General features: G+C 59.9%; 27 protein-coding genes. 8 read left to right on the top strand and 19 right to left on the bottom strand.

All coding sequences use genetic code 11. The annotated features are described in order from the left end of the window. Positions 1–10 precede the first annotated feature (10 nt). Positions 11–1,912: a potassium transporter Kup gene (locus KZH41_RS07655; RefSeq protein ID WP_094949969.1), complete on the bottom strand. Its 1,902-nt coding sequence runs from the start codon at positions 1,910–1,912 to the stop codon at positions 11–13. 288 nt (positions 1,913–2,200) lie between these two features. Here KZH41_RS07655 and rimO point away from each other — a divergent pair, with 288 nt between their 5' ends. From rimO to tsaA, 5 genes are all read left to right on the top strand, one after another. Then, positions 2,201–3,541, top strand: a complete 1,341-nt coding sequence (gene rimO, locus KZH41_RS07650; protein ID WP_406979108.1) for a 30S ribosomal protein S12 methylthiotransferase RimO — start codon at positions 2,201–2,203, stop codon at positions 3,539–3,541. A gap of 112 nt (positions 3,542–3,653) precedes the next feature. Next, positions 3,654–4,142, top strand: coding sequence for a GNAT family N-acetyltransferase (locus KZH41_RS07645; protein WP_263274632.1), 489 nt, complete (start codon positions 3,654–3,656; stop codon positions 4,140–4,142). Positions 4,143–4,273: 131 nt separating this feature from the next. After that, entirely contained in the window at positions 4,274–4,984 is a 711-nt protein-coding gene (locus KZH41_RS07640; protein ID WP_094949930.1) for an rRNA pseudouridine synthase, read from the top strand. 68 nt (positions 4,985–5,052) lie between these two features. Further along, positions 5,053–5,514 (top strand): DUF1456 family protein, encoded by a 462-nt coding sequence (locus KZH41_RS07635; RefSeq protein WP_083359865.1) that lies wholly within the window; start codon positions 5,053–5,055, stop codon positions 5,512–5,514. Positions 5,515–5,517: 3 nt separating this feature from the next. Next, positions 5,518–6,213: a tRNA (N6-threonylcarbamoyladenosine(37)-N6)-methyltransferase TrmO gene (gene tsaA, locus KZH41_RS07630; protein WP_094949929.1), complete on the top strand. Its 696-nt coding sequence runs from the start codon at positions 5,518–5,520 to the stop codon at positions 6,211–6,213. Positions 6,214–6,362: 149 nt separating this feature from the next. Here tsaA and fpr read toward each other — a convergent pair whose 3' ends face one another. Beyond that, a complete protein-coding gene (gene fpr, locus KZH41_RS07625) occupies positions 6,363–7,142 on the bottom strand; it encodes a ferredoxin-NADP reductase (protein ID WP_003189055.1) in 780 nt (259 codons plus the stop codon). A gap of 124 nt (positions 7,143–7,266) precedes the next feature. Between fpr and KZH41_RS07620 the strand changes: the two genes are divergently transcribed. Next, positions 7,267–8,193: a LysR family transcriptional regulator gene (locus tag KZH41_RS07620; protein ID WP_169368331.1), complete on the top strand. Its 927-nt coding sequence runs from the start codon at positions 7,267–7,269 to the stop codon at positions 8,191–8,193. A 3-nt stretch (positions 8,194–8,196) separates the two neighbouring features. On the opposite strand, the gene KZH41_RS07615 is transcribed toward KZH41_RS07620, so the two are convergent. The 3 genes from KZH41_RS07615 to KZH41_RS07605 all read right to left on the bottom strand — a co-directional run bounded on the left by KZH41_RS07615 (position 8,197) and on the right by KZH41_RS07605 (position 10,257). Beyond that, positions 8,197–8,559: a diacylglycerol kinase gene (locus KZH41_RS07615; RefSeq protein WP_094949927.1), complete on the bottom strand. Its 363-nt coding sequence runs from the start codon at positions 8,557–8,559 to the stop codon at positions 8,197–8,199. A 75-nt stretch (positions 8,560–8,634) separates the two neighbouring features. Then, positions 8,635–9,285 carry a response regulator transcription factor ErdR gene (erdR, locus tag KZH41_RS07610; protein ID WP_094949926.1) on the bottom strand — a complete coding sequence of 217 codons (651 nt, stop codon included), beginning with the start codon at positions 9,283–9,285 and terminating at the stop codon, positions 8,635–8,637. Between the two features lie 252 nt (positions 9,286–9,537). Then, positions 9,538–10,257 carry a tRNA-uridine aminocarboxypropyltransferase gene (locus tag KZH41_RS07605; protein ID WP_263274631.1) on the bottom strand — a complete coding sequence of 240 codons (720 nt, stop codon included), beginning with the start codon at positions 10,255–10,257 and terminating at the stop codon, positions 9,538–9,540. A gap of 199 nt (positions 10,258–10,456) precedes the next feature. On the opposite strand from KZH41_RS07605, the gene KZH41_RS07600 reads away from it, so the two are divergent. Further along, entirely contained in the window at positions 10,457–10,897 is a 441-nt protein-coding gene (locus KZH41_RS07600) for a PA3611 family quorum-sensing-regulated virulence factor (RefSeq protein WP_094949925.1), read from the top strand. Between the two features lie 376 nt (positions 10,898–11,273). Beyond that, entirely contained in the window at positions 11,274–12,386 is a 1,113-nt protein-coding gene (locus tag KZH41_RS07595) for a TIGR00730 family Rossman fold protein (protein ID WP_263274630.1), read from the top strand. A 149-nt stretch (positions 12,387–12,535) separates the two neighbouring features. Here KZH41_RS07595 and recX read toward each other — a convergent pair whose 3' ends face one another. The 14 genes from recX to KZH41_RS07525 form a co-directional block, all read right to left on the bottom strand. After that, positions 12,536–13,003: a recombination regulator RecX gene (recX, locus tag KZH41_RS07590; protein ID WP_242154700.1), complete on the bottom strand. Its 468-nt coding sequence runs from the start codon at positions 13,001–13,003 to the stop codon at positions 12,536–12,538. Between the two features lie 8 nt (positions 13,004–13,011). Next, positions 13,012–14,070 (bottom strand): recombinase RecA, encoded by a 1,059-nt coding sequence (gene recA / locus KZH41_RS07585; RefSeq protein WP_094949922.1) that lies wholly within the window; start codon positions 14,068–14,070, stop codon positions 13,012–13,014. A gap of 83 nt (positions 14,071–14,153) precedes the next feature. Continuing rightward, complete coding sequence (locus KZH41_RS07580) at positions 14,154–14,654, bottom strand: CinA family protein (RefSeq protein ID WP_263274629.1); 501 nt, start codon at positions 14,652–14,654, stop codon at positions 14,154–14,156. A gap of 82 nt (positions 14,655–14,736) precedes the next feature. Further along, on the bottom strand, positions 14,737–15,237 hold the full coding sequence (locus KZH41_RS07575; RefSeq protein ID WP_263274628.1) for a lysis protein: 501 nt from the start codon (positions 15,235–15,237) through the stop codon (positions 14,737–14,739). Further along, complete coding sequence (locus KZH41_RS07570; protein WP_263274627.1) at positions 15,225–15,782, bottom strand: glycoside hydrolase family 19 protein; 558 nt, start codon at positions 15,780–15,782, stop codon at positions 15,225–15,227. Before KZH41_RS07570 ends, KZH41_RS07575 begins: the two co-directional genes overlap by 13 nt. A gap of 21 nt (positions 15,783–15,803) precedes the next feature. Then, on the bottom strand, positions 15,804–16,814 hold the full coding sequence (locus KZH41_RS07565; protein WP_263274626.1) for a contractile injection system protein, VgrG/Pvc8 family: 1,011 nt from the start codon (positions 16,812–16,814) through the stop codon (positions 15,804–15,806). Between the two features lie 9 nt (positions 16,815–16,823). Further along, positions 16,824–17,036, bottom strand: a complete 213-nt coding sequence (locus KZH41_RS07560) for a tail protein X (protein WP_083359878.1) — start codon at positions 17,034–17,036, stop codon at positions 16,824–16,826. After that, positions 17,029–17,412 carry a phage tail protein gene (locus KZH41_RS07555; RefSeq protein ID WP_083359879.1) on the bottom strand — a complete coding sequence of 128 codons (384 nt, stop codon included), beginning with the start codon at positions 17,410–17,412 and terminating at the stop codon, positions 17,029–17,031. Before KZH41_RS07555 ends, KZH41_RS07560 begins: the two co-directional genes overlap by 8 nt. Next, a complete protein-coding gene (locus KZH41_RS07550) occupies positions 17,412–19,181 on the bottom strand; it encodes a phage tail tape measure protein (RefSeq protein WP_263274625.1) in 1,770 nt (589 codons plus the stop codon). Before KZH41_RS07550 ends, KZH41_RS07555 begins: the two co-directional genes overlap by 1 nt. Positions 19,182–19,186: 5 nt before the next feature. Beyond that, entirely contained in the window at positions 19,187–19,312 is a 126-nt protein-coding gene (locus tag KZH41_RS07545; protein ID WP_263274624.1) for a hypothetical protein, read from the bottom strand. Next, positions 19,309–19,881, bottom strand: coding sequence for a phage tail assembly protein (locus KZH41_RS07540; protein WP_263274623.1), 573 nt, complete (start codon positions 19,879–19,881; stop codon positions 19,309–19,311). The genes KZH41_RS07545 and KZH41_RS07540 overlap by 4 nt, the downstream gene beginning before the upstream one ends. Positions 19,882–20,053: 172 nt before the next feature. Next, entirely contained in the window at positions 20,054–20,560 is a 507-nt protein-coding gene (locus KZH41_RS07535; RefSeq protein WP_263274622.1) for a phage major tail tube protein, read from the bottom strand. Then, on the bottom strand, positions 20,560–21,726 hold the full coding sequence (locus KZH41_RS07530) for a phage tail protein (protein ID WP_083359883.1): 1,167 nt from the start codon (positions 21,724–21,726) through the stop codon (positions 20,560–20,562). The genes KZH41_RS07535 and KZH41_RS07530 overlap by 1 nt, the downstream gene beginning before the upstream one ends. A 2-nt stretch (positions 21,727–21,728) precedes the next feature. Continuing rightward, positions 21,729–21,902, bottom strand: a complete 174-nt coding sequence (locus tag KZH41_RS07525; protein WP_263274621.1) for a hypothetical protein — start codon at positions 21,900–21,902, stop codon at positions 21,729–21,731. Positions 21,903–21,949: the final 47 nt, after the last annotated feature.

Raw genomic sequence — 21,949 nt, 5'->3', positions numbered from 1 at the left:
TCGCAGCAGCTTACATTTCGACCTGGGTGCCCAGCTCGATCACGCGGTTTACCGGAAGCTTGAAGAAGCGCAGGTTGCCGTTGGCGTTCTTCAACATGAACGCAAACAAGCTTTCACGCCAACGGGCCATGCCCTTGATGCGCGAGGCGATCACCGTTTCGCGGCTGAGGAAGTAAGTGGTGCGCATCGGGCTGAAATCCAGGTCGTCCAGATGGCACAACTTCAGTGCCTCGGGCACGTCCGGCTCATCGGTAAACCCGAAGTGCAGGATCACCCGGAAGAAGCCTTCCCCGTAGGCGTCCACCTCAAAGCGTCGTGAGGCAGGCACGCGCGGAATGTCTTCGTAGACCACCGTCAGCATCACCACCTGCTCATGCAACACCTGGTTATGCAGCAGGTTGTGCAACAGCGCGTGAGGCACGGCGTCGGGCCGCGCGGTGAGGAACACGGCGGTGCCCTGCACGCGATGCGGCGGCTGCACGCGGATGCTGCTGATAAAGATCGGCAAGGGCAGCCCGCCCTCGTCGAGGCGGTCCATCAACAGTTCTTTGCCGCGCTTCCAGGTGGTCATCAGTATAAACAGCACAATCCCCGCCAACACGGGGAAGGCACCGCCCTGCACGATCTTCGGCACGTTGGCGGCGAAGAACAGGCCGTCCACCAACAGGAAGCCGATCAACACCGGAATCGCCAACACCGGTGGCCATTTCCACAGCAGCAACATCACCGCCGACACCAGGATGCTGGTGATCAGCATGGTGCCGGTCACTGCCACGCCGTACGCCGAGGCCAAGGCGTTCGAAGATTCGAAGCCCAGCACCAGCAGGATCACGCCGACCATCAGCGCCCAGTTCACCGCACCGATGTAGATCTGGCCTTGCTCGGCGCTGGAGGTGTGCTGGATATGCATGCGCGGGATGTAACCCAACTGGATCGCCTGGCGGGTCAGGGAGAACGCACCAGAAATCACCGCCTGGGAGGCAATCACCGTGGCCAGCGTCGACAGTGCCACCAGCGGGATCAACGCCCACTCCGGCGCCAGCAAGTAGAACGGGTTACGCGCCGCTTCCGGGTTTTCCAGCAGCAAGGCGCCCTGGCCGAAGTAGTTGAGCACCAGCGCCGGCAGCACCAGGGCGAACCATGCGCGAGCAATCGGCTTGCGGCCGAAGTGGCCCATGTCGGCATACAGCGCTTCGGCACCGGTCAACGCCAGCACCACCGCGCCGAGAATCGCCACGCCCATGCCGGGGTGGACGATAAAGAAACGCACGCCCCACACGGGGTTCAGCGCGTTGAGCACCTCGGGGTGTCGCAGGATGCCGTGCACGCCGAGGCCGCCCAGCACCAGGAACCACACCACCATCACCGGCCCGAACAGCTTGCCGATGCGATCGGTGCCGTGTTTCTGGATCAGAAACAGGCCCACCAGCACCACCAGCGACAGCGGCACCACCCAGCGCTCCAGGCCATCAAAGGCCAGTTCCAGGCCCTCGACCGCCGACAACACCGAGATCGCCGGGGTGATCATGCTGTCGCCGTAGAACAGCGCGGCACCGATCAGGCCGAGGATCACCAGCACCGAACGTAATTTGGGGTACGGCGCCGCCGCCCGCCGTGCCAGTGCCGTCAGGGCCATGATGCCGCCCTCGCCCTGGTTGTCCGCGCGCAGGATAAACAGCACGTACTTGATCGACACGACCCACACCAGCGACCAGAAAATCAGCGCCAGAATGCCGAAGACCCCGTCATGGTTGACCTGAACCCCGTAACCACCAGAAAACACTTCTTTAAGGGTATAGAGCGGGCTGGTACCGATATCGCCGTACACCACCCCGACTGCTGCCACTAGCATGCCAATCGGCTTTGCATTGGAATGCTCGGCACCTGCCGCCTGACTATTTGCCTGACCCATCAACCACTCCTGCCCTTTGACCCAAGGTCTTTTATAAACAACGCGTCTAAGCTGACCGTAGCATGCGCTGTTTTACTTCTCGTAACAGACGTTTTATTGACCCAAGGGTTTTACCCGTGCGCAACGGCGCGAAGCATAGCGCAGCACTCGTCGCATTTCCCTGCATAAAGCTGGTCAAGTGCGTTGCCCGTCGCTAGAATTGCGCACTTTTTGATCAGAGGCACACCAAGTGCCCATCCGCTGCCCTGCCCTTCTAGCCGGCGGCGTCATTCAATACCGAGGTTAGACATGTCCACCACCATCGCAAAAGCCAACCCCAAGGTCGGCTTTGTATCTCTGGGTTGCCCAAAGGCTCTGGTCGACTCCGAGCGCATCCTCACGCAATTGCGTATGGAAGGCTATGACGTCGTGTCCACGTACCAGGACGCCGACGTGGTGGTGGTCAACACCTGTGGCTTCATTGACTCGGCCAAGGCTGAGTCGCTGGAAGTGATTGGCGAAGCCATCAAGGAAAACGGCAAGGTCATCGTCACCGGCTGCATGGGCGTGGAAGAAGGCGCTATCCGCAACGTGCACCCAAGCGTACTGGCCGTGACCGGCCCGCAGCAGTACGAGCAGGTGGTCAATGCCGTGCACCAAGTGGTGCCGCCGCGCCAGGACCACAACCCGCTGATCGACCTGGTGCCGCCGCAAGGCATCAAGCTGACGCCGCGCCACTACGCGTACCTGAAAATTTCCGAAGGCTGCAACCACAGCTGCAGCTTCTGCATCATCCCGTCGATGCGCGGCAAGCTGGTCAGCCGCCCGGTGGGTGATGTGCTGGACGAGGCTCAGCGCCTGGTTAAATCCGGCGTGAAAGAGCTGTTGGTGATCTCCCAGGACACCAGCGCCTACGGCGTCGACGTGAAGTACCGCACCGGTTTCTGGAACGGCGCGCCGGTGAAAACCCGCATGACCGAACTCTGCGAAGCCTTGAGCAGCCTGGGCGTGTGGGTGCGCCTGCACTACGTTTACCCGTACCCGCACGTGGACGAGCTGATCCCGTTGATGGCCGCCGGCAAGATCCTGCCGTACTTGGACATCCCGTTCCAGCACGCCAGCCCGAAAATCCTCAAGGCCATGAAACGCCCGGCCTTCGAAGACAAGACCCTGGCGCGTATCAAGAACTGGCGCGAGATCTGCCCGGACCTGATCATCCGCTCCACCTTCATCGTCGGCTTCCCTGGCGAGACCGAAGAAGACTTCCAGTACCTGCTGGACTGGCTGACCGAAGCGCAACTGGACCGTGTCGGTTGCTTCCAGTACTCGCCGGTGGAAGGCGCTCCGGCTAACCTGCTGGACGCTGCCGTCGTTGCGGACGACGTCAAGCAAGACCGTTGGGAGCGTTTCATGGCGCACCAACAGGCCATCAGCTCGGCACGCCTGCAACTGCGCATTGGTCGGGAGATCGAAGTGCTGATCGACGAAGTCGACGAGCAAGGCGCCGTAGGCCGCTGCTTCTTCGATGCGCCGGAGATCGACGGTAACGTGTTTATCGACGATGCCAGTGGTCTGAAGCCGGGCGACAAGGTCTGGTGCACGGTAACTGACGCCGACGAATACGACCTGTGGGCGCAAAAGCGCGACTGATCGTCACTGGCGTGTAAAAAAAATACAAAAGCCCCGCCTCTGGACAAGATGCGGGGCTTTTTTAGGTCTATCGTTTGCCCATTGGCGAAGATCTAGGCAAGGGGCAGCGGGCATGCGTCAGGTTTCGGTCATCCACACACCCAAAATCAGCGATTTCGCGCACTTGGCGCAACTCTGGGAAGACTCGGTGCGGGCAACCCACGATTTCTTGCCGGACAGCTACATCGTCCTGCTCAAAAAGCTGGTGCTGACGCGTTACCTGGATTCGGTGATGCTGATCTGCACCAAGGACGCACGCCAACGCATCACCGGGTTTGCTGGGGTGGCAGCGGGAAAAGTCGAAATGCTGTTTATCGACCCGCAGCACCGCGGCCAGGGCCTGGGCCGGCAACTGCTGCGTTATGCGATCGAGCACATGAACGCCGACCAGCTGGACGTTAATGAACAGAACCCGCAGGCCCTGGGCTTTTACTTCAAGCAGGGCTTCGAGGTAATCGGCCGCGCGGAGCATGACGGCTTGGGCCAGCCGTACCCGCTGCTGCATATGCGTTTGCGCACATCTGTGGGAGCTGGCTTGCCTGCGATGCGGGCGACGCGGTAGCTCAGGTCGACCGAGGTGATGCCATCGCAGGCAAGCCAGCGCCCACAAAAAGCCACCCTGCTGAAATAGGGCCGGGATTAACCGGCGCCAGGCAGGTACAATAGCCGCCCCCTTTTGTTACGGCCCTTGTCATGACTGACCCCATACGCCTCTCCAAACGCCTTATCGAACTGGTCGGTTGCTCCCGTCGGGAGGCTGAGCTGTTTATCGAAGGCGGCTGGGTCTCGGTGGACGGAGAAGTGATCGACGAGCCGCAGTTCAAGGTCACCACCCAGAAGGTCGAGCTGGACCCAGAGGCGAAAGCCACTGCGCCGGAGTCGGTAACCATTCTGCTGCACGCGCCGGTGGGTGTGGATGCCGAAACGGCGATGGCCTCGATCAGCGCAGAAACCTTGTCCGAAGAACACCGCTTCAGCAAACGCCCGCTTAAAGGCCACTTCCTGCGCCTGACCGCCAGTGCCGACCTGCAAGCCAAGGCCAGCGGCCTGCTGGTGTTCACCCAGGACTGGAAGATTCTGCGCAAGTTGACCGCCGATGCCGCCAAGATCGAGCAGGAATACGTGGTGGAGGTTGAAGGCGACATGGTTGCCCACGGCCTCAATCGCCTGAACCACGGCCTGACCTACAAAGGTAAGGAGCTGCCGGCCGTAAAGGCTAGCTGGCAGAACGAAAACCGCCTGCGCTTTGCGATGAAGAACCCGCAACCGGGCGTGATTGCCCTGTTCTGCGAAGCCGTCGGCTTGAAAGTCATCGCCATCCGCCGCATCCGCATTGGCGGGGTGTCCATCGGCAAAGTGCCGGTCGGCCAATGGCGTTACCTGTCCGGCAAAGAGAAGTTCTAAGCCGTTCCCCTTTTCTCGACACCGCCTGATTAGGCGGTGTCTTCAGTTGAATACCAGGATTGCCCACCATGATTCACAACGACGTACTGCGTAGCGTGCGCTACATGCTCGACATCAGCGACAACAAGATGGTCGAGATCATCAAGCTCGGCGGCATGGACGTGACCAAGGAAGACCTGCTGACTTACCTCAAGAAAGACGAGGAAGAAGGCTTTGTGTTCTGCCCGGATGACGTCATGGCCCACTTCCTCGATGGCCTGGTGATCTTCAAGCGCGGCAAAGACGAAAGCCGTGCGCCACAGCCGATCGAAACCCCGGTGACCAACAACATCATCCTCAAGAAGCTGCGCGTGGCCTTCGAACTGAAGGAAGACGACATGCACGCGATCCTCAAGGCTGCCGAGTTCCCAGTGTCCAAGCCTGAGCTGAGCGCACTGTTCCGCAAGTTCGGCCACACCAACTACCGCACCTGTGGCGACCAGTTGCTGCGTAACTTCCTCAAGGGCCTGACCCTGCGGGTTCGTGCGTAAGCCATGAGTTACCACGTCTCGCCCGTCGGTTTCGTGCGCTCCTGCTTCAAGGAGAAGTTCGCCATCCCACGCCAGCCCCAACTGGCACCGGCCGCCCGTGGCGTGCTGGAACTGGTGGCGCCGTTCGACCAAGGTGAGGCGGTGCAGGGCCTGGAGCAGGTCAGCCATGTGTGGTTGCTGTTTCTGTTCCACCAGGCCTTGGAAGACAAACCACGCTTGAAAGTGCGGCCGCCACGGTTGGGCGGCAACACGTCCATGGGCGTGTTTGCCACCCGCGCCACTCATCGGCCCAACGGCATTGGCCAGTCAGTGGTCAAGCTGGACAAGGTCGAACCGGGGCGGCTGTGGATTTCCGGGATTGACCTGCTGGATGGCACGCCAGTGCTGGATATCAAGCCGTATGTGCCGTACGCAGACATCATTGACACCGCCACCAACAGCATCGCCAACAGTGCGCCACAGCTGATTCCTGTGCAGTGGCTGAAGACCGCCCTGCAACAGGCACAGGGCCATGCGCAGCGCCTTGACGAACCATTGGTGGCGTTGATCGAACAGTGTCTGGCGCAGGATCCACGGCCGGCGTATCAAACGCCGGGGCCGGAGCGTGAATATGGTGCGCAGTTCTGGGATGTGGATGTGCGGTGGCACTATCCGGAAGCCGGGATGATTTGCGTGCTGGAAGTCATTCCGGCCAAGTAAACGTCGAAAACAAATGTGGGAGCTGCTTGTCTGGGAGCTGGCTTGCCTACGATGCAGACACCTCGGTCATTCAGTAGAACCGAGGTGACGCTATCGCAGGCAAGCCAGCTCCCACACAAGCCAGCTCCCACATTCATTTGGATCGGCGGTTATTTCTCGACGAACGCACGCTCGATCAGATAATCACCCGGCTCACGCATACGGGGCGAAACTTTCAGGCCGAAGCTGTTCAACACTTCGCTGGTTTCGTCCAACATGCTTGGGCTGCCGCACAGCATGGCGCGGTCGTCCTCGGGGTTGATCGGTGGCAGGCCGATGTCGCTGAACAGCTTGCCGCTGCGCATCAGGTCGGTCAGGCGGCCTTCGTTTTCGAACGGCTCGCGGGTCACGGTCGGGTAGTAGATCAACTTGTCACGCAGGGCCTCGCCGAAGAACTCGTTCTGCGGCAGGTGCTCGGTGATGAATTCGCGGTAGGCGACTTCGTTGACGTAACGCACGCCATGGCACAGGATCACTTTTTCGAAACGCTCGTAGGTTTCCGGGTCCTGGATCACGCTCATGAATGGAGCGAGGCCAGTACCCGTGCTGAGCAGGTACAGGTGTTTGCCCGGCTTCAAATCGTCAAGCACCAAGGTGCCTGTCGGTTTTTTGCTGATGATGATCTCGTCGCCTTCCTTCAAGTGCTGCAATTGGGAAGTCAGCGGGCCATCGGGCACCTTGATGCTGAAGAACTCCAGATGCTCTTCCCAGTTCGGGCTGGCAATGGAGTAAGCGCGCATGAGCGGGCGGCCATTAGGCTGTTGCAGGCCGATCATCACGAACTGACCGTTCTCGAAGCGCAAGCCCGGGTCGCGGGTGCACTTGAAGCTGAACAGAGTGTCGTTCCAGTGATGAACACTGAGGACACGCTCGTGGTTCATGTTGCTCATGTACGGGGAACTCCTGGAAATGGGTCTGCGCCAAAATTGAAGTGCGCAATTGCACAGCATTCTAATGGCGGCGACAATATCTGTTAACTGGATTATTAAGATAAGGGTTATCGGTTATATCGATATGCGATTTACTCTCCGTCAACTGCAAGTCTTCGTCGCCGTCGCCCAGCAGGAAAGCGTCTCCCGCGCTGCTGGCCTTCTGGCCTTATCTCAATCCGCCGCCAGCACCTCGATTACCGAGCTGGAGCGTCAATCCAGCTGCCAATTATTCGACCGCGCGGGCAAACGCCTTAGCCTCAACGCCCTCGGCCATCAGCTGTTGCCCCAGGCCGTGGCGCTGCTGGACCAGGCCAAGGAGATCGAAGACCTGCTTAACGGCAAGTCCGGCTTCGGTTCCCTGGCGGTCGGCGCCACCCTGACCATCGGCAATTACTTGGCGACGCTGCTGATCGGCAGCTTTATGCAGCAGCACCCCGAAAGCCAGGTGAAGCTGCATGTGCAGAACACTGCACATATCGTGCACCAAGTGGCGCACTACGAAATTGACTTAGGTCTAATCGAAGGCGACTGCAGCCACCCGGACATCGAGGTGCAAACCTGGGTGGAAGACGAACTGGTGGTGTTTTGCGCACCGCAGCATCACTTGGCCAAGCGCGGCGTGGCGACCATGGAAGAGCTGACCCACGAAGCGTGGATCCTGCGCGAGCAAGGTTCCGGCACGCGCCTGACCTTTGACCAGGCCATGCGGCATCACCGCAGCGCGCTGAATATCCGCCTCGAGCTGGAGCACACCGAGGCGATCAAACGTGCCGTGGAATCGGGGTTGGGGATTGGCTGTATTTCCAGGCTAGCGCTGCGCGATGCGTTCCGCCGTGGCAGCTTGGTACCGGTGGAAACCCCGGACCTGGACCTGGCGCGACAGTTCTACTTCATCTGGCATAAGCAGAAGTACCAGACCTCGGCGATGCGCGAGTTTCTGGAGCTGTGCCGCGCCTTCACCGCCGGGGTTCAGCGCAGCGACGAGATCGTGCTGCCGAGCATCGCTTGATCCTCAGATCAGAATCACGGCCCACACCAGGGTGATCATGGTCAGCGCGACGAATTGCGCGGCGCTGCCCATGTCCTTGGCGTTTTTCGACAGTGGGTGCAGGTCGAGGGAAATCCGGTCGATGGCCGCTTCCACCGCCGAATTGAGCAACTCGACGATCAAGGCCAACAGGCACACCGCGATCAGCAAAGCGCGCTCGACCCGGCTGACGTGCAGGAAAAAGCTCAGCGGGATCAGGATCACGTTGAGCAACACCAACTGACGGAAAGCCGCCTCGCCAGTGAAAGCCGCACGCAGGCCATCCAGGGAATAGCCCCCTGCATTGAAGATACGTTTGATACCGGTTTGACCCTTGAAAGGCGACATAGATGTAGGCAACTGAACCAAAGGAGTGGGGAAACTAGATCACGCAAAGTCAAAAAAGCGTGAATCAGTAACAACTTAATGCTGCGAAATTGACTCAAGTTGTTGCAAGAGCAGCGCCGCCTGAGTGCGCGTCCGCACGCCCAGCTTGCGGAAGATCGCCGTTACGTGAGCCTTGATGGTCGCTTCTGACACGCTCAGTTCGTAGGCAATCTGCTTGTTCAGCAAGCCTTCGCAGACCATGGTCAGCACCCGAAACTGCTGGGGCGTCAGGCTGGCGAGGCCATCACGGGCGGCCTTGGCTTCGTCGGACACGTTGATTTCTTCAAACGCCTGCGGCGGCCAGGACACGTCGCCATCCAGCACGGTGCGCACGGCGTTCTGGATCGCTTCCATTGAGCTGGACTTGGGAATAAACCCGCTGGCGCCAAACTCCTTGGAGCGCACCACCACGTCAGCGTCTTCCTGGGCCGAGACCATCACCACCGGGATCTGCGGGTATTGCCCGCGCAACAGCACCAGCCCGGAAAAACCGTAGGCGCCGGGCATGTTCAGGTCGAGCAGCACCAGGTCCCAGTCGGATTTTTCGGTGAGGCGGGTTTCCAGCTCGGCAATGCTGGCCACTTCGACCAGGCGCACGTCCGGCCCAAGGCCCAGGGTTACGGCCTGATGCAGCGCGCTGCGAAACAGCGGGTGGTCATCGGCTATCAGGATTTCGTATGTGGCCATTGATTAAATGATCCTGTTTTTTATGGCAGCCCTGATGGGTTCAGGGTTCGCCAGTACACAAGGTAACGGCCAGGCAGCCATCACCACAGGGCATGCTCAACGTCAAAAACACCTGCAACGACGCTGAAAATTCACGGTTACGCCCCAATCGGCGCCCAGCATGCCCAGCGTAGCCTAGAGGGTCAAGCACTACGCCCGTGGGCATTTTAGCGGCGCGCGGGTTTACGGTGCCATCATGCAAACGTCGTGTGGTTATAGCACCGGGATATAGGGTGCAAGGCGAGTATGGACGATGTCCGTCGGGTCCAGCGGTAACTGGAACTTAGCAGCCAGGTAATGGGTGCTGAAGACGTCGAGGTAGGCATCCAGCACTTCACTGGCGGCTTGGTCACTGGCCAGCTCCAGGCACAGCGCCGCGACTTCGGCGGTGCAGAAATGGTCATCACGTTTGGAGCGGCGCAGCTTATAGCGCGACAGCTGCTCGGGCGCCAGGCTCAACACCGGCAAGTGTTCCAGATAGGGGCTTTTGCGGAACATCTTGCGCGCTTCGCTCCAAGTGCCGTCCAGCAGGATAAACAGTGGGCGCTTGCCCGCCGCCACCGTGACTTCGCCGACGACCCGCTCAGGCGCGACGAATTCGCCGGGGAACACGATATAGGGCTGCCATTGCGGGTCGGCCAGCAAGGTCAACAGTTCGGGGTCGACCTCGGTGCGCGACCAAGCGAACGCAGTGGTGTCTTCGATCACATCGGCGATCAGCCAGCCGGTATTGCTCGGTTTCATCGGCTCAACATCGTGCATCAGCAGGCACATGGCCGAGCGCGCCTCTACCTTCGGCCGCCAGGCACACAGGCAGTACTCGGGAATCACCCGACAGCCGGGGCAGCGTTCGGCGCGCGAACCACGGTTGAGAAAAGGCCGCACGGCCCGCGCCAGGCGCTGAGTACGCAAACGGGAGACGGCGTGGCTCATCGGGTGCAACCCGTGAAAGGGGAAATCGACACTGAGGAAACTCGAGGCAGGCTTTAAGTGGCCGCAGTTTACCAGAGCCATCCGCACTTCCGAGCGATACGCCTGGCTGTAGTGGCAACGGCTCACCTATAATTGCGCGCCACTGAACGCACAGCGCAGTGGCTGGTCTATGCACCAGTAACCGAATCAGGAGAGTTTCATGCTGCGTTCCATGCTGCGCGTTGTTGCCCCATCCGTCGCCCTTGCGTTGGTATTGCCTATGGGCGCCCACGCGGCCTCGCTGCTGGAGGCCCAAATGAACCGCAAGCTGCAAAGCGTCGCGGCTGAAAGCAACAAGGACCTGCCCCGGGAAATCGACGAAAAAACCCTGGAAGTGGCCTACACCGTTGAAGGCATGCAACTGATCGACCACCTCAGCGTACAGCCCGACCGCGCTGAACAGATGCGCGCCAACCCCAAGGCCGTGTACTTCCAACTGGGTCAAAGCGTGTGCCTGAACAAGGGTTACCGCGAATTGATGGCCAAGGGCGCAGTGATGCGCTACGAAATCACCGAGAACAAGACCAACCGCCCGGTGGCGTCGGTCAAGTTTGTAGAAGCGGATTGCCCGGCACCTGCGGCAGCCAAGAAGAAAAAGTAACGTTTGCTCGACCGTCGCGCGCTGCTGTCCAGTGGCGCGCACTTCCCTCGCTGCCTCTGCCTGCCAACAACTAAACTGCCTGATGTGTTGCCAATAACCGGTTGCCAGCCAAGGGTTTTTCGGCTCATGATCACGTTATCTCGGCAGCCCTTCCACCGCGTTTTCCACGCCGTTCTGTAACATTTTCAGGGCAAAAGAGGGTTGCCCTCCTGCGACTTGCAGTGCAAAGGTTTCCAAATCACAAGGAACATACAGAGCCCGCTTTGCCGCTCGGCGAACACCGTGCAAGCCTTCGGCATGCAGCGACACACGCAGTGTCGCGGCCGCAGACGAATTCTCGTCGATGGCCCTGGCTCTGTGAAGAAGGAGAAGTTGAATGCCTTACGAATCGAATGACCACCTGCTCCGTCATTTTGAAGAACACGGGGCCGACCTCACACAGCAGGTCGATGCGCAACTCCAGCTGATCGCTCCCAACAGCTCGAATATCCCCCTTTATCGCGACATGATCCTCACCGTTCTGCGCATGGCCCAGGACGACCGCAACCGCTGGAACGCGAAAATCACCTTGCAGGCGATCCGCGAACTGGACAATGCCTTCCGCGTACTGGAACAGTTCAAGGACCGCCGCAAGGTGACGGTATTCGGCTCGGCGCGAACGCCGGTCGAAAGCCCGCTGTACGCCCTGGCCCGGGAAGTCGGCGCCAAGTTGGCGCAATCAGAGCTGATGGTGATCACCGGCGGTGGCGGCGGCATCATGGCGGCAGCCCACGAAGGCGCAGGCCTGGAACACAGCCTGGGGTTCAACATCACCCTGCCGTTTGAACAGCACGCCAACCCGACCATTGATGGCACTGAGAACCTGCTGTCCTTCCACTTCTTCTTCACCCGCAAGCTGTTCTTCGTCAAGGAAGCCGATGCATTGGTGCTGTGCCCGGGCGGTTTTGGCACGCTGGATGAAGCGCTGGAAGTCCTCACCTTGATCCAGACCGGCAAAAGCCCGCTGGTGCCGGTGGTACTGCTGGATGCTCCGGGCGGCGGTTTCTGGCAAGGCGCTTTGGACTTTATCCGCAGCCAGCTGGAAGCCAATCGCTACATCCTGCCCACCGACCTCAAGCTGGTCCGCCTGGTGTACAGCGCTGAAGAGGCGGTGGACGAGATCAACCAGTTCTACGCCAACTTCCACTCCACCCGCTGGTTGAAGCGCGAGTTTGTGGTGCGCATGAATCACCCGCTCAGCGAGCGTGCCCTGGCCCACTTGCAGAGCGAGTTTGCCAGCCTGCGCCTGAGTGGGGAGTTCCAACAGCAGGCGTATACGGGCGAAGAACATGATGAGCCGAGGTTCGGCCATTTGACGCGCTTGGTGTTCAACTTCAATGGGCGTGATCAGGGCCGTCTGCGGGAATTGGTGGATTACATCAACTTGCCGGAGAACTGGGCGCAGGCTCAAGGGAAGACCCAGCAGCGAGTGACGTCCGAGCCAGCGTGACTTTTTGAAGGCAAAAAAAAAGGCCCACTATTTTCATAGTGGGCCTTTTTTGTGGTGTTTCAGGTGACCTTACAGTGAAGCGAATGGGGCTGCTACGCAGCCCAGCGGGAGCAAGCTCCCTCGCCACAAAAGCTCGCCTATCGTCCCGGTCAGTCGTCCATGTCTCGGCCACTTAATAGGCGGCTGATCATCTCCATCGAAAACCCGCGATAACTCAGAAAGCGACCTTGCTTCGCACGCTCCCTGGCATCAATCGGCAGATGGCCGGCAAACTTGCGGCGCCAAGTGTCTTCGAGCTGCGACTGCCAACTGATACCGCACTCACGCAGGGCGAGATCAATATCGACGCGTTGCAGGCCGCGCTGGCTCAGCTCTTCGCGAATTCGCGCCGGGCCATAGCCGGAGCGCGCTCGGTAGGAAACAAAGCTTTCGAGGTAACGGGCTTCCGACAGCAGCCCTTCTTCCGTCAAGCGGTCGAGGGCAGTGTCGATCATCTCGGGCTCTGCGCCGCGCTGACGCAGTTTACGCGTCAGCTCGACTCGACCATGCTCGCGTCGAGCGAGCAGGTCCATTGCAGTGCGCCGGACGGCGACGAGTGTATCCAGTACAACAGTCATCGTTTGCTTCAGATGTCAGTGTCGGCTTCTGCTACTTCTTCAACCGGCTCGCGGTTGGCTGCAGCTTTCACGTCAGGCGCTGGGGTCAACAGCTTGTCGCGGATCTGCTTCTCAAGCGTGGCAGCGATATCCGGGTTATCCGCCAGGAACTTGGCCGAGTTGGCCTTGCCCTGACCGATCTTGCTACCGTTGTAGGCATACCAGGCACCGGACTTCTCGACGAAACCGTGCAGCACGCCAAGGTCGATCATCTCGCCGTTCAGGTAAATACCCTTGCCGTAGAGAATCTGGAACTCAGCCTGACGGAATGGCGGGGCCACTTTGTTCTTCACGACTTTAACGCGGGTTTCGCTACCAACAACCTCGTCACCTTCTTTAACCGCGCCAGTACGGCGGATGTCCAGACGGACCGAAGCGTAGAACTTCAGCGCGTTACCACCGGTGGTGGTTTCCGGGCTGCCGAACATCACGCCGATCTTCATACGGATCTGGTTAATGAAGATCACCAGGCAGTTGGCGTTCTTGATGTTACCGGTGATTTTACGCAGCGCTTGGGACATCAGACGGGCTTGCAGGCCCACGTGCATGTCACCCATTTCGCCTTCGATTTCAGCCTTGGGTACCAGGGCGGCCACGGAGTCGACCACGATCACGTCGATGGCGTTGGAGCGCACCAGCATGTCGGTGATTTCCAGGGCTTGCTCGCCGGTGTCCGGCTGGGAAACCAGCAGGTCGTCAACGTTGACGCCCAGCTTGCCGGCGTATTCAGGGTCGAGGGCGTGCTCGGCGTCGACGAACGCGCAGGTGGCGCCCATTTTTTGAGCCTGGGCAATCACCGACAGGGTCAGGGTGGTTTTACCGGAAGATTCAGGGCCGTAGATTTCAACGATACGGCCTTTTGGCAGGCCGCCAATGCCGAGCGCGATGTCCAGACCCAGAGAGCCAGTGGAAATAGCCGGGATCGCCTGACGGTCGTGATCGCCCATACGCATTACGGCACCCTTGCCGAATTGACGTTCGATCTGACCCAGGGCCGCAGCCAAGGCTTTCTTCTTGTTGTCGTCCATTAAAGTCCTCACGTAATCAATAAGGCCTGACGGCCAACACCTGTATAAGTAGACAGTATTGTTCCACAAAGATCGAAGATCGCCTACCCCTGATTTTCTATTTCTGCTGCAGCTCGTCGCAACAGGCCCTCTAACGCGGCTTTTACCGTTTGTCGGCGGACCTCGTCACGGTTGCCGGGGAAGTGCGCCAGCTCCGCCGTCACTTCCTCGCCCACACCAAAGGCCAGCCATACGGTGCCGACCGGTTTGTCCGGCGCCCCCCCATCGGGCCCCGCCACGCCGCTGACCGCCACGGCATAGCGCGACAGGCTTTTTTCCTGCGCGCCCCGCACCATCGCCTCGACCACTTCCTGGCTGACGGCGCCGACTTTGGGGAATAGCGCCTCCGGCACATTCAATTGCCGGGTCTTCTGCCGATTGGAGTAAGTGACATACCCCGCCTCGAACCAGGCCGAACTGCCCGGTATCCGCGTGATGGCTTCAGCGATACCGCCCCCGGTGCAAGACTCGGCGGTGGTGACGTGGGCATTGAGCACCTGCAAGCGGCGCCCCAATTCAGCGGCCAGTTGAGTGATTTCCTTCACAGTCGTCTCCAGAAGTCGGCGGGGGATTTGCCTACCCTACAGGAGCAAATCGCGCGCGCAAGCCACAGACTGGATCAAGATGCTAACGCCCGACGGCGCGAACATACGCCTGGCAGGCACGCAAGGCGATCAGGGCGCTATCACCGTCGTCGGTGATGGCGATAATTCGTTGAGCATGCGCCGGGTCAAGTCGGGCTCGCGCGGTTGCATGAACCACGCCGCCGGGGGTGGTGGAGGTTGACACAGTGCAGCCAATGGCGGGGTCGGTGGCGTCGAGTAGGACTGACAAGCGCACATCAGCAGTGGCCAGGCGGTCGCGCAGAGCAGCTTGGTTATGCTGGGCATCGCTCAACTCCCGAGCATGTTGTTGGTCGCTTGCGCTGAGTTGTTGCTCCAGAGCCAGCCGTTTGTCGTGTTCTGCCTGTTGTTGATGCACGTCCACTTCGCGTTGCTGGCTGAGTGCCTGGGCATGCTCGACCGATTGCTGCTCAAGCTGGGCGCCATAACGCCAAGCCTGCACCTGCCACGCCACCGCCATCAGCAGGAAAACACCCACCCAACGGCCCACCTCTAGGAGGCGCATAACAGCGCTTTCGCCCGTGCCCACAGCTGCAAACGGTCCTCCAGGCCATTGAGCCCACCGTTGATGCGCCGGGTAATGGTGGTGAACTGGTCCCTGTCAGCAAGCTCATTCAAACCGTTGCTCTGCCAGAACCACGCAGCGGACTCACACGCCCACTGCGGTTGCTCCAGCAGCTCGGGCTGGCGCAGCAGGCGATCATCATCAAACAGCGCCAGGCTGCAGGCGAGGTAGTTACGACGCCCGGTGATCTGGATCAGCCCCCTGCCCCGATACATCTGGCCGTCTTCGTCCGCCTCGGGGGTATTACCCAGGCGGGCAGCCAGGGTGCCGGTGTCGTATTTGCTCAGGTATTGATCGCTGCCCAGCTCGCGAACGTAGCGCAGCTGGCCGGATTCATGACCGATCTGGGCGAGGAAGGCGGCGATGCGCTTTGCACGGTCTATCTCGAAACGAACGAACGCCACATTTAAGGGTGTTAAAAAAAAGCCCGCTCTAAGGCGGGCATCCGGCATAACGCCAAGCAACTGGGGGAGTGTTATCACCATTGGTTTTACCCTCAAAAACCTCTATGTCGACAACCCATACGCCGTGATCGAACTGCGGTAGCCCGTCGCTGGATCGCCGACATGAACCACCTGGTCTATCGACCATCGCCCCTGCATATAGGATGGCCAGCTCTCATCCAGCACTAACAGCCCTTCGGCGGCCAACAATGGATTGCCCGGACAATCGATCAGCAACTTCAATGTTTCACGCCCCACACGACGGAGTTCGCCTTCGGCAACGGCGCGCGCTTCGGCCGCGTTCTGGTAGCGTTGGCGCAAGGTTTTGAACGGCGCGTTCCCCACCTGGACCACTCGCTGCTTACCAGCGCCGGCATCCCACCAACTGGCGCGGCAACCCTCGTATTTCGCGCGGGACGTTTCGTCGAGTTTGGCAGTAATGAAGCTCTGTTCACCGGGACGGTTGTCTTCCGTCACGGACAGCTTCACCTCCGGCAGTAGCTGGCCGGAGAGCGAATTGGCTCGGCCGGCTTCGGCCAACACATAGAGCTCGTTAAACGGTTTGGTGACCGCAGAGTAGAGTTTGGCCAGGCGCGAAATGAACGCCATATCACTTTCGTTGGACTGGTCGATATGCGGGATCGCAATACCCTCCAGCGCGGGTGCCACACGTGGTGAAAAGCCGTGAGGACTGACCAACTGGCGAAACAGCGCGCCCAGCGTTGTCGGACCGTAACTGGCGGATCGACGCTGACGGTAACCCGTTGCATCAACCACACTGAAGGGCGCGGCGGTGGCCACGATCATCAAGCGCATGGGAAACAGCACCGGGGTACGTTGGGTGACGACAAACTCGCCCTTTTCCACCAACCCCGACTCCAGATAACCAGCACGCAGGCCGATCTTGCCGCTCAGGGTGGGCAAACCTTCCAGCCCTTCAATATTAAGCGTCAGTTCCAGCCGATCCGCCTTAATGCCGGCAGCGTCAGTGTGGCTCCAGTGCATCAGGCGTTGATTGAGCAGCGCCGCGTTGGCGCCGTAAAACTCCACGATCGGTGTGAATCCCTGTGCCATGCAGCCTCCTTAATCCCAGGCCAGAACAGGTCGCACGGCAGCGGGCCGCGCTTGCATTTCAGGCACGATCACCCACACGCCGGCGGGCAGTACAGGGCCGTATTCGGCCAGTAACGGGTTGTGGCGCCAGAGGGTTTCTTCCGCCGCGTCATCGCAACGCCCCAGCTCGCGGTAGAGCAACAGGTTGACCGAATCACCGGCAATACTACGTACTCTACGCATTGACGAATTCCTCTAGTTCCATAGTCCAGGCCATGAGCATGGCGGTGCCGTCGTCGATCACATTGCTCTGGGTTTCCGTCACCGAATTAATCCGCCAGAGGCCCCAGTTACGGCCAATGCCATCGACCAGGGGCAATGGCGCCCGCGCATTTTGCAGCGCACGCAATTCGTCCAGGCGCTGCATACCGATGGCGTACATGGCCATGCCGCTGAACGTGAGTTTTTCCAGCTTCTGGCCGCTCTGCCGCGACTGAGACTTGCTGGCAATAATCGCCAGGTCACTCCAGCCGCCGTCGCTGGTACGTATCAGCGACGAATAGGCAAAGCCTCGGGACAAGCCAAAGATAAAGTCGCCGAGGACCATTTGTTGTCGCATCAATCACCTCCTGAAGGATCGGCCAGTGCCACGTTGCGCCGGATCCCCAGGCTGTCGGTGAGCATCGGCATGCATTGGAATTGCAGGGCCTGGATCACTTGGTTGACGACTTGCTGGGCATCGGCGGGGTTGACGCCCGTAATCTGGATGCTGGGGGCGAGGGTGACTTGCACGTTGTCTGTGCGCGCACTGTTGAGCTCTTTGCTCACTGCTGCGGGTGCAGGCAAGCGATCGCTTGAGCTGAACAATTTGTCACCGAGCCAGGCGCCCGCTTCACTGCCGAGCAAGCCGCCAATGGCGCCACCGACCGCAGTGCCGACACCCGGGAAAACCAGGGTGCCGATAGCGGCGCCTGCGGAGGCTCCGGCCCAGGCGCCACCGGCTGAGCTCAGGCCTGAACCGACAGCTTTTGCGTCGCCGTTGCGTACGCCCTGGATCACATCCACCGCAGTGTCGACGTATTTCAGTGGGCCGAGACGACGGGCGCCGGCTGACTCCAGTTTGGCAAGCACACCCGACAACCCAGCTGCCATGCCTTTGCTCGCACCGCGAACCCTGGGGCGGGCCGTTGAAGATGCGGCAGGGGAAGCAAACGAATTGCCGGGAAGCCGGGGCGAGGCCTGGCTCACCCGTTTGCTGTCGAACGGCAGCTGCGGCTGGCCCATGACGTTGATCGGGGGCGAGACCTTGGCTGCTGGGGCAGAACGTTGCGACTTAAGATCCGCTGACTTTCTGACCACGCTGGTTTTAATCTCACGTGATCCTTGTTGACGGCTCTTGTTGCGCTTGCCGCGCGGCCCTTTCGATCGGCGTTTGGGGCGCGCTTTTTCTTTCTCCCTGGCGGTCTCGCCAACGCTCTCAGGCAACTGCGCGGGCGGTGCGTCAAGCGCTCCCAGGGTACCGAGAGAGGCCGCAGCCGGGCTGCAACACTGCTGGCACTGGCCCTTGCTTTGCTCTACGCCCTTTTCTTGGTCTTTATCGTAGCCACCGTCTTTGAAGAGTTTGCCAATTCCGGGGATCCTGCCAAGCGTCGCGTCGACCACATTACCGGTCACCCGGGTTTTGATCGTTTCTCCCAACCCCGAAAAAAACTCAGAAATCACAGGCGTAACTACGGAGGAAACAACGGCCCCAGTCGTTTTGAGAGTGCTGGCGGCAGCCGGAGAGTCTTCTACAAAGCTATTGGTACTCTCGACGATGCCTGTCTTGGCCTTCAGCCACAGGCTCTCCCCCCAAATCGGCGCAGGCTCCAGTGTGCTGGAAAGGCGTTTTTCGCTTGCGGTGGATTCCTCTCGCAAAACCGTTATCGACTTTTCCGACGTCTTCGTTGTTTCAAACGAAAGATTGGCATTCGAATACTGAAGGGCTGCGACCGGGTCCAGCGCTCGCCCAGTGCGCACTGTCATGGCTTCACGGGTCAGACGCCGATCATCAGACTGGGTCGACTTAACTTCAGCAACCTTCGTGGTTTCGGCGTGCGCCTGCGTTTTCAACGGCTGCGTATCAGCCGCCTTTAGCAAGGATAGAGAGGTGCCGAGGGAATCCACGTTCTCACGCAATATGCCCAAAGACTGGGCGAGCTCGTTCAGCTTCAAGTCTGCATTGGTTAGCGCCAGAACCATCCCGGACAGCGGCGCTGTACCCTCGGTGCTTTCAGGCCCTAGAGCACCCGAATTAACAATCTCGGCATCATTTGCGCCGTCTGCGCCTGCGAAAATCTCACGACCATCCTTGGCCATGGCATTCGCGAGCGAATACTTATTTTGCATCCCGCTTACTCCTGTTTAACGCCAAGGCGAGTGATCGCAATGTCGTAGCGGCGCAATGCTTTGCCGGCGTCCCAGTCGAGGATTTCCGCCTCATTGACCGAGTAAATCAGCGGCACCACATAGAGGATCACTTCGATGTCGCGCGCCGAAAGAAGTCCGCCGGTTGATTTAAAAAATCGTCGATACGCTCCTGCAATTCCGTCCAATCGGGCACGGTCAGGCCGGCGAGGTCAGGGATCATCAAGCCGGTGCAGTGAGCGGTAATGAACTCGGCACGCTCTTTGTTGGTGGCGAGTTTTTTCATCACTTTGGTGGCGCGCAGGGCGGGCATTTCCAGGGGCAGTTCGGTCAGCGAGCGGCCAGCAGCGTCGAGGGGCAGGAGCAGTTGGACCGGCTGGTCGTGGGACGCTTCTTCGCGCGCATCCAGAAAGAACGACGCAGGGCGCGTCGACATTTCATGCACGTACTGGGCGATGCTCACGTAGTCCGGGCGCTTGAGTTGGTCGAGCTCTTTTTCCGACAGGCCGGTGGCGAGTTTCGCCAGTTCAAAAAACTGGTCGTCCTCGTCATCACCGGCCCGGGCCAACGCAGCTTTTTGCGCGGCGTAGTACAGCGGCTTGAGTTGAACCTGCTGGATCGTCGCGCCGGTGTCGGCGGTGATCGGAGACAGCAGGCTATGCAGCGGTGGCATCCAGGCCATGGGGCAATTCCTTGTAGTGCGTGTTTGAAAATCTCAGGGCGAGCACGGTCAATGTGGGAGCTGGCTTGCCTGCGATGGCATCACCTCGGTACACCAGACACACCGAGTAGCCTGCATCGCGGGCAAGCCCGGCTCCCACATTGACTGTGCCCACTTCAGATCACCGTGGTCGTTAAGGCATCAATACGGCGCGGCGCGCATCGCCGAGAATGTCGACACCGTTGAGCACGAACTTCTGAGTGCGCACGTCGATGTCGATCACCGAAATGCCGTTTTCCAAACGGTTGTACGTGCGGCAGGACAGCTCCAGCGTGGTGGTGGCCTTGTCGCCCATCTTCAGCTTCGCCTCCTGCAGGGATTTCAACTTGCCGCCGACGGTGTGATAGGTGAAGTACGTCTTGCCATCCTGGTCCTGGCCGGCTTCACGCACGTTCAGCAGGATGTCGTCACCCAAGCGCACGCCGAGGGCCAGCATGATTTCCGGGCCGGCACCTTGCAGCACCAGCGTGGCGTTGAGCACTTTGCCGCTTTTGGCCATTTCTTCGGCAATAAAGCGCCCGCCAGACATCGGTTCCATCTCGAATTCAATCTTCGGCGGATCGAACTCTTCCACGGTCGCGGACAACGGCAGGCCTTGAAGGGTGGCCGCAATGGCCTGTCTTACACGGTTGGTAAACATTAAAGAACGTCCTCCAGGAACTGCTCGATGATTTCATCGCGGGCATTGAGTTGATAAATCATGTGTTCGTTCGGCGCGTAGCGGCCGTAGTCGATGACGATGAACCAGGTGCCGTTTTTGTACTTCTCGACACTGTTCAATTCCGGGTGCAGGTACACGCTGCCGCCGGGGATGGTTTCGTCGGCGACCAGGGTTTGCAGCCAGTCGTTGATGCGCTTGACCTCCTGGTCCATGAAGGACTTAGTGAGGTTCTTGGCCATGGCTTTTTGGCCGGCCTTGACCAGCTTGCGGCTGATCGCATCTTCCAGGCCCACGTAGCTGATGAACTTGCCGGTGATGGAACGGTTACCCAGCAGCGAAAAACCGCCAAGAATGGTGCGCGCGTAATAGCTCACGCCATAACGGTTGAGCAGGTCGCCTTCGGTGGAAGTGTCGAGGATGTTGTACTCGACCACGCGGGAAACATCCTCGGCAAACGTCACCTGGTTCCCTGGGCTTTCCCACTGCTTGACCTTGGCCAAAGCGGCGATGGCCAGCGACGATGGCGACAAGAACACATTCTTCTTGGCTGCCTTGGAGTACACCGACGGCATGTTGTGCACCAGCAGGCAACGGTCGAAGCCGAGGTCGGCACCGCCCAGCTCGCCGCTGTAGGTCACTTGGTCAGCGACGGACGCGTCCTTGCCATCGAGCACCACACGGGCCTTGATGCGCTTGCCAAAGGAGGCGAACTCACCGGCCACAGCCTTGGTGCCGGTGAAGCCAGGGGCGCCGATGATGGTCAGGTCTTCCGGGACGCTGCTCAGGGCAGCCAGGCCCAGTTTGCGGCCGGTGGCTGGCTCATTGCCGCCGATCACATTGTTGACAGTGTCGGCCGGGGTTGCGCCCTCCTCCACGATCACCACGTAGACCGGCACCTTCACCACTTTGAGGATCTGGTAAACAGCCTGGAACAGCGTGCCCGACTCAGCGCCGGTCGGGTCCAGCAGCGCCTGGGTGGTGAAGCTGTTGATGCGGAACGGCGCGTTTTTAGGGATCGACGCGTGGGCATTCGGCGCAGTGCCGACCAGGCCGATGACGTTATCACCAAGGCCACCCATGGCCTCGGGGGATTCGGTGGCATTTACGGTGATGCCGTTGTGCTCGAAGTTCAAAACCTCAGCCATGGTTAGTCAGCCTTCTTGGGGGTGGAGTTGAGGATGCTGGTGAGTTCCAGGCGGCCGGCGGTGCGTAGAGCAGATGCTTCGACGTCCAGCAGTTCCAGCTCTTGGCCGGCGGTGGACCAATGGCCACCTCCGGTGGGGAATGGGATGAGGACGGTGTAGGTTTGGCGGTTGGCCATAGGTGAGTATCTCCAGATGCAAAAGTGCCCCTCTAAACGGGGGAATT

The organism is Pseudomonas sp. YeP6b (assembly GCF_025642995.1).
Classification (GTDB): domain Bacteria; phylum Pseudomonadota; class Gammaproteobacteria; order Pseudomonadales; family Pseudomonadaceae; genus Aquipseudomonas.
Note: the sequence above shows the minus strand (reverse complement) of the source record. Positions and strands in the feature narration are given on the sequence as shown.

What these genes read in the sequence shown, in the direction of transcription:
- KZH41_RS07655 (WP_094949969.1), bottom strand. Translation starts at nt 1,912, where the DNA reads ATGGGTCAGGCAAATAGTCAGGCGGCAGGTGCCGAGCATTCCAATGCA.
- rimO (WP_406979108.1), top strand. Translation starts at nt 2,201, where the DNA reads ATGTCCACCACCATCGCAAAAGCCAACCCCAAGGTCGGCTTTGTATCT.
- KZH41_RS07645 (WP_263274632.1), top strand. Translation starts at nt 3,654, where the DNA reads ATGCGTCAGGTTTCGGTCATCCACACACCCAAAATCAGCGATTTCGCG.
- KZH41_RS07640 (WP_094949930.1), top strand. Translation starts at nt 4,274, where the DNA reads ATGACTGACCCCATACGCCTCTCCAAACGCCTTATCGAACTGGTCGGT.
- KZH41_RS07635 (WP_083359865.1), top strand. Translation starts at nt 5,053, where the DNA reads ATGATTCACAACGACGTACTGCGTAGCGTGCGCTACATGCTCGACATC.
- tsaA (WP_094949929.1), top strand. Translation starts at nt 5,518, where the DNA reads ATGAGTTACCACGTCTCGCCCGTCGGTTTCGTGCGCTCCTGCTTCAAG.
- fpr (WP_003189055.1), bottom strand. Translation starts at nt 7,142, where the DNA reads ATGAGCAACATGAACCACGAGCGTGTCCTCAGTGTTCATCACTGGAAC.
- KZH41_RS07620 (WP_169368331.1), top strand. Translation starts at nt 7,267, where the DNA reads ATGCGATTTACTCTCCGTCAACTGCAAGTCTTCGTCGCCGTCGCCCAG.
- KZH41_RS07615 (WP_094949927.1), bottom strand. Translation starts at nt 8,559, where the DNA reads ATGTCGCCTTTCAAGGGTCAAACCGGTATCAAACGTATCTTCAATGCA.
- erdR (WP_094949926.1), bottom strand. Translation starts at nt 9,285, where the DNA reads ATGGCCACATACGAAATCCTGATAGCCGATGACCACCCGCTGTTTCGC.
- KZH41_RS07605 (WP_263274631.1), bottom strand. Translation starts at nt 10,257, where the DNA reads ATGAGCCACGCCGTCTCCCGTTTGCGTACTCAGCGCCTGGCGCGGGCC.
- KZH41_RS07600 (WP_094949925.1), top strand. Translation starts at nt 10,457, where the DNA reads ATGCTGCGTTCCATGCTGCGCGTTGTTGCCCCATCCGTCGCCCTTGCG.
- KZH41_RS07595 (WP_263274630.1), top strand. Translation starts at nt 11,274, where the DNA reads ATGCCTTACGAATCGAATGACCACCTGCTCCGTCATTTTGAAGAACAC.
- recX (WP_242154700.1), bottom strand. Translation starts at nt 13,003, where the DNA reads ATGACTGTTGTACTGGATACACTCGTCGCCGTCCGGCGCACTGCAATG.
- recA (WP_094949922.1), bottom strand. Translation starts at nt 14,070, where the DNA reads ATGGACGACAACAAGAAGAAAGCCTTGGCTGCGGCCCTGGGTCAGATC.
- KZH41_RS07575 (WP_263274628.1), bottom strand. Translation starts at nt 15,237, where the DNA reads ATGCGCCTCCTAGAGGTGGGCCGTTGGGTGGGTGTTTTCCTGCTGATG.
- KZH41_RS07570 (WP_263274627.1), bottom strand. Translation starts at nt 15,782, where the DNA reads ATGGTGATAACACTCCCCCAGTTGCTTGGCGTTATGCCGGATGCCCGC.
- KZH41_RS07565 (WP_263274626.1), bottom strand. Translation starts at nt 16,814, where the DNA reads ATGGCACAGGGATTCACACCGATCGTGGAGTTTTACGGCGCCAACGCG.
- KZH41_RS07560 (WP_083359878.1), bottom strand. Translation starts at nt 17,036, where the DNA reads ATGCGTAGAGTACGTAGTATTGCCGGTGATTCGGTCAACCTGTTGCTC.
- KZH41_RS07555 (WP_083359879.1), bottom strand. Translation starts at nt 17,412, where the DNA reads ATGCGACAACAAATGGTCCTCGGCGACTTTATCTTTGGCTTGTCCCGA.
- KZH41_RS07550 (WP_263274625.1), bottom strand. Translation starts at nt 19,181, where the DNA reads ATGCAAAATAAGTATTCGCTCGCGAATGCCATGGCCAAGGATGGTCGT.
- KZH41_RS07540 (WP_263274623.1), bottom strand. Translation starts at nt 19,881, where the DNA reads ATGGCCTGGATGCCACCGCTGCATAGCCTGCTGTCTCCGATCACCGCC.
- KZH41_RS07535 (WP_263274622.1), bottom strand. Translation starts at nt 20,560, where the DNA reads ATGTTTACCAACCGTGTAAGACAGGCCATTGCGGCCACCCTTCAAGGC.
- KZH41_RS07530 (WP_083359883.1), bottom strand. Translation starts at nt 21,726, where the DNA reads ATGGCTGAGGTTTTGAACTTCGAGCACAACGGCATCACCGTAAATGCC.
- KZH41_RS07525 (WP_263274621.1), bottom strand. Translation starts at nt 21,902, where the DNA reads ATGGCCAACCGCCAAACCTACACCGTCCTCATCCCATTCCCCACCGGA.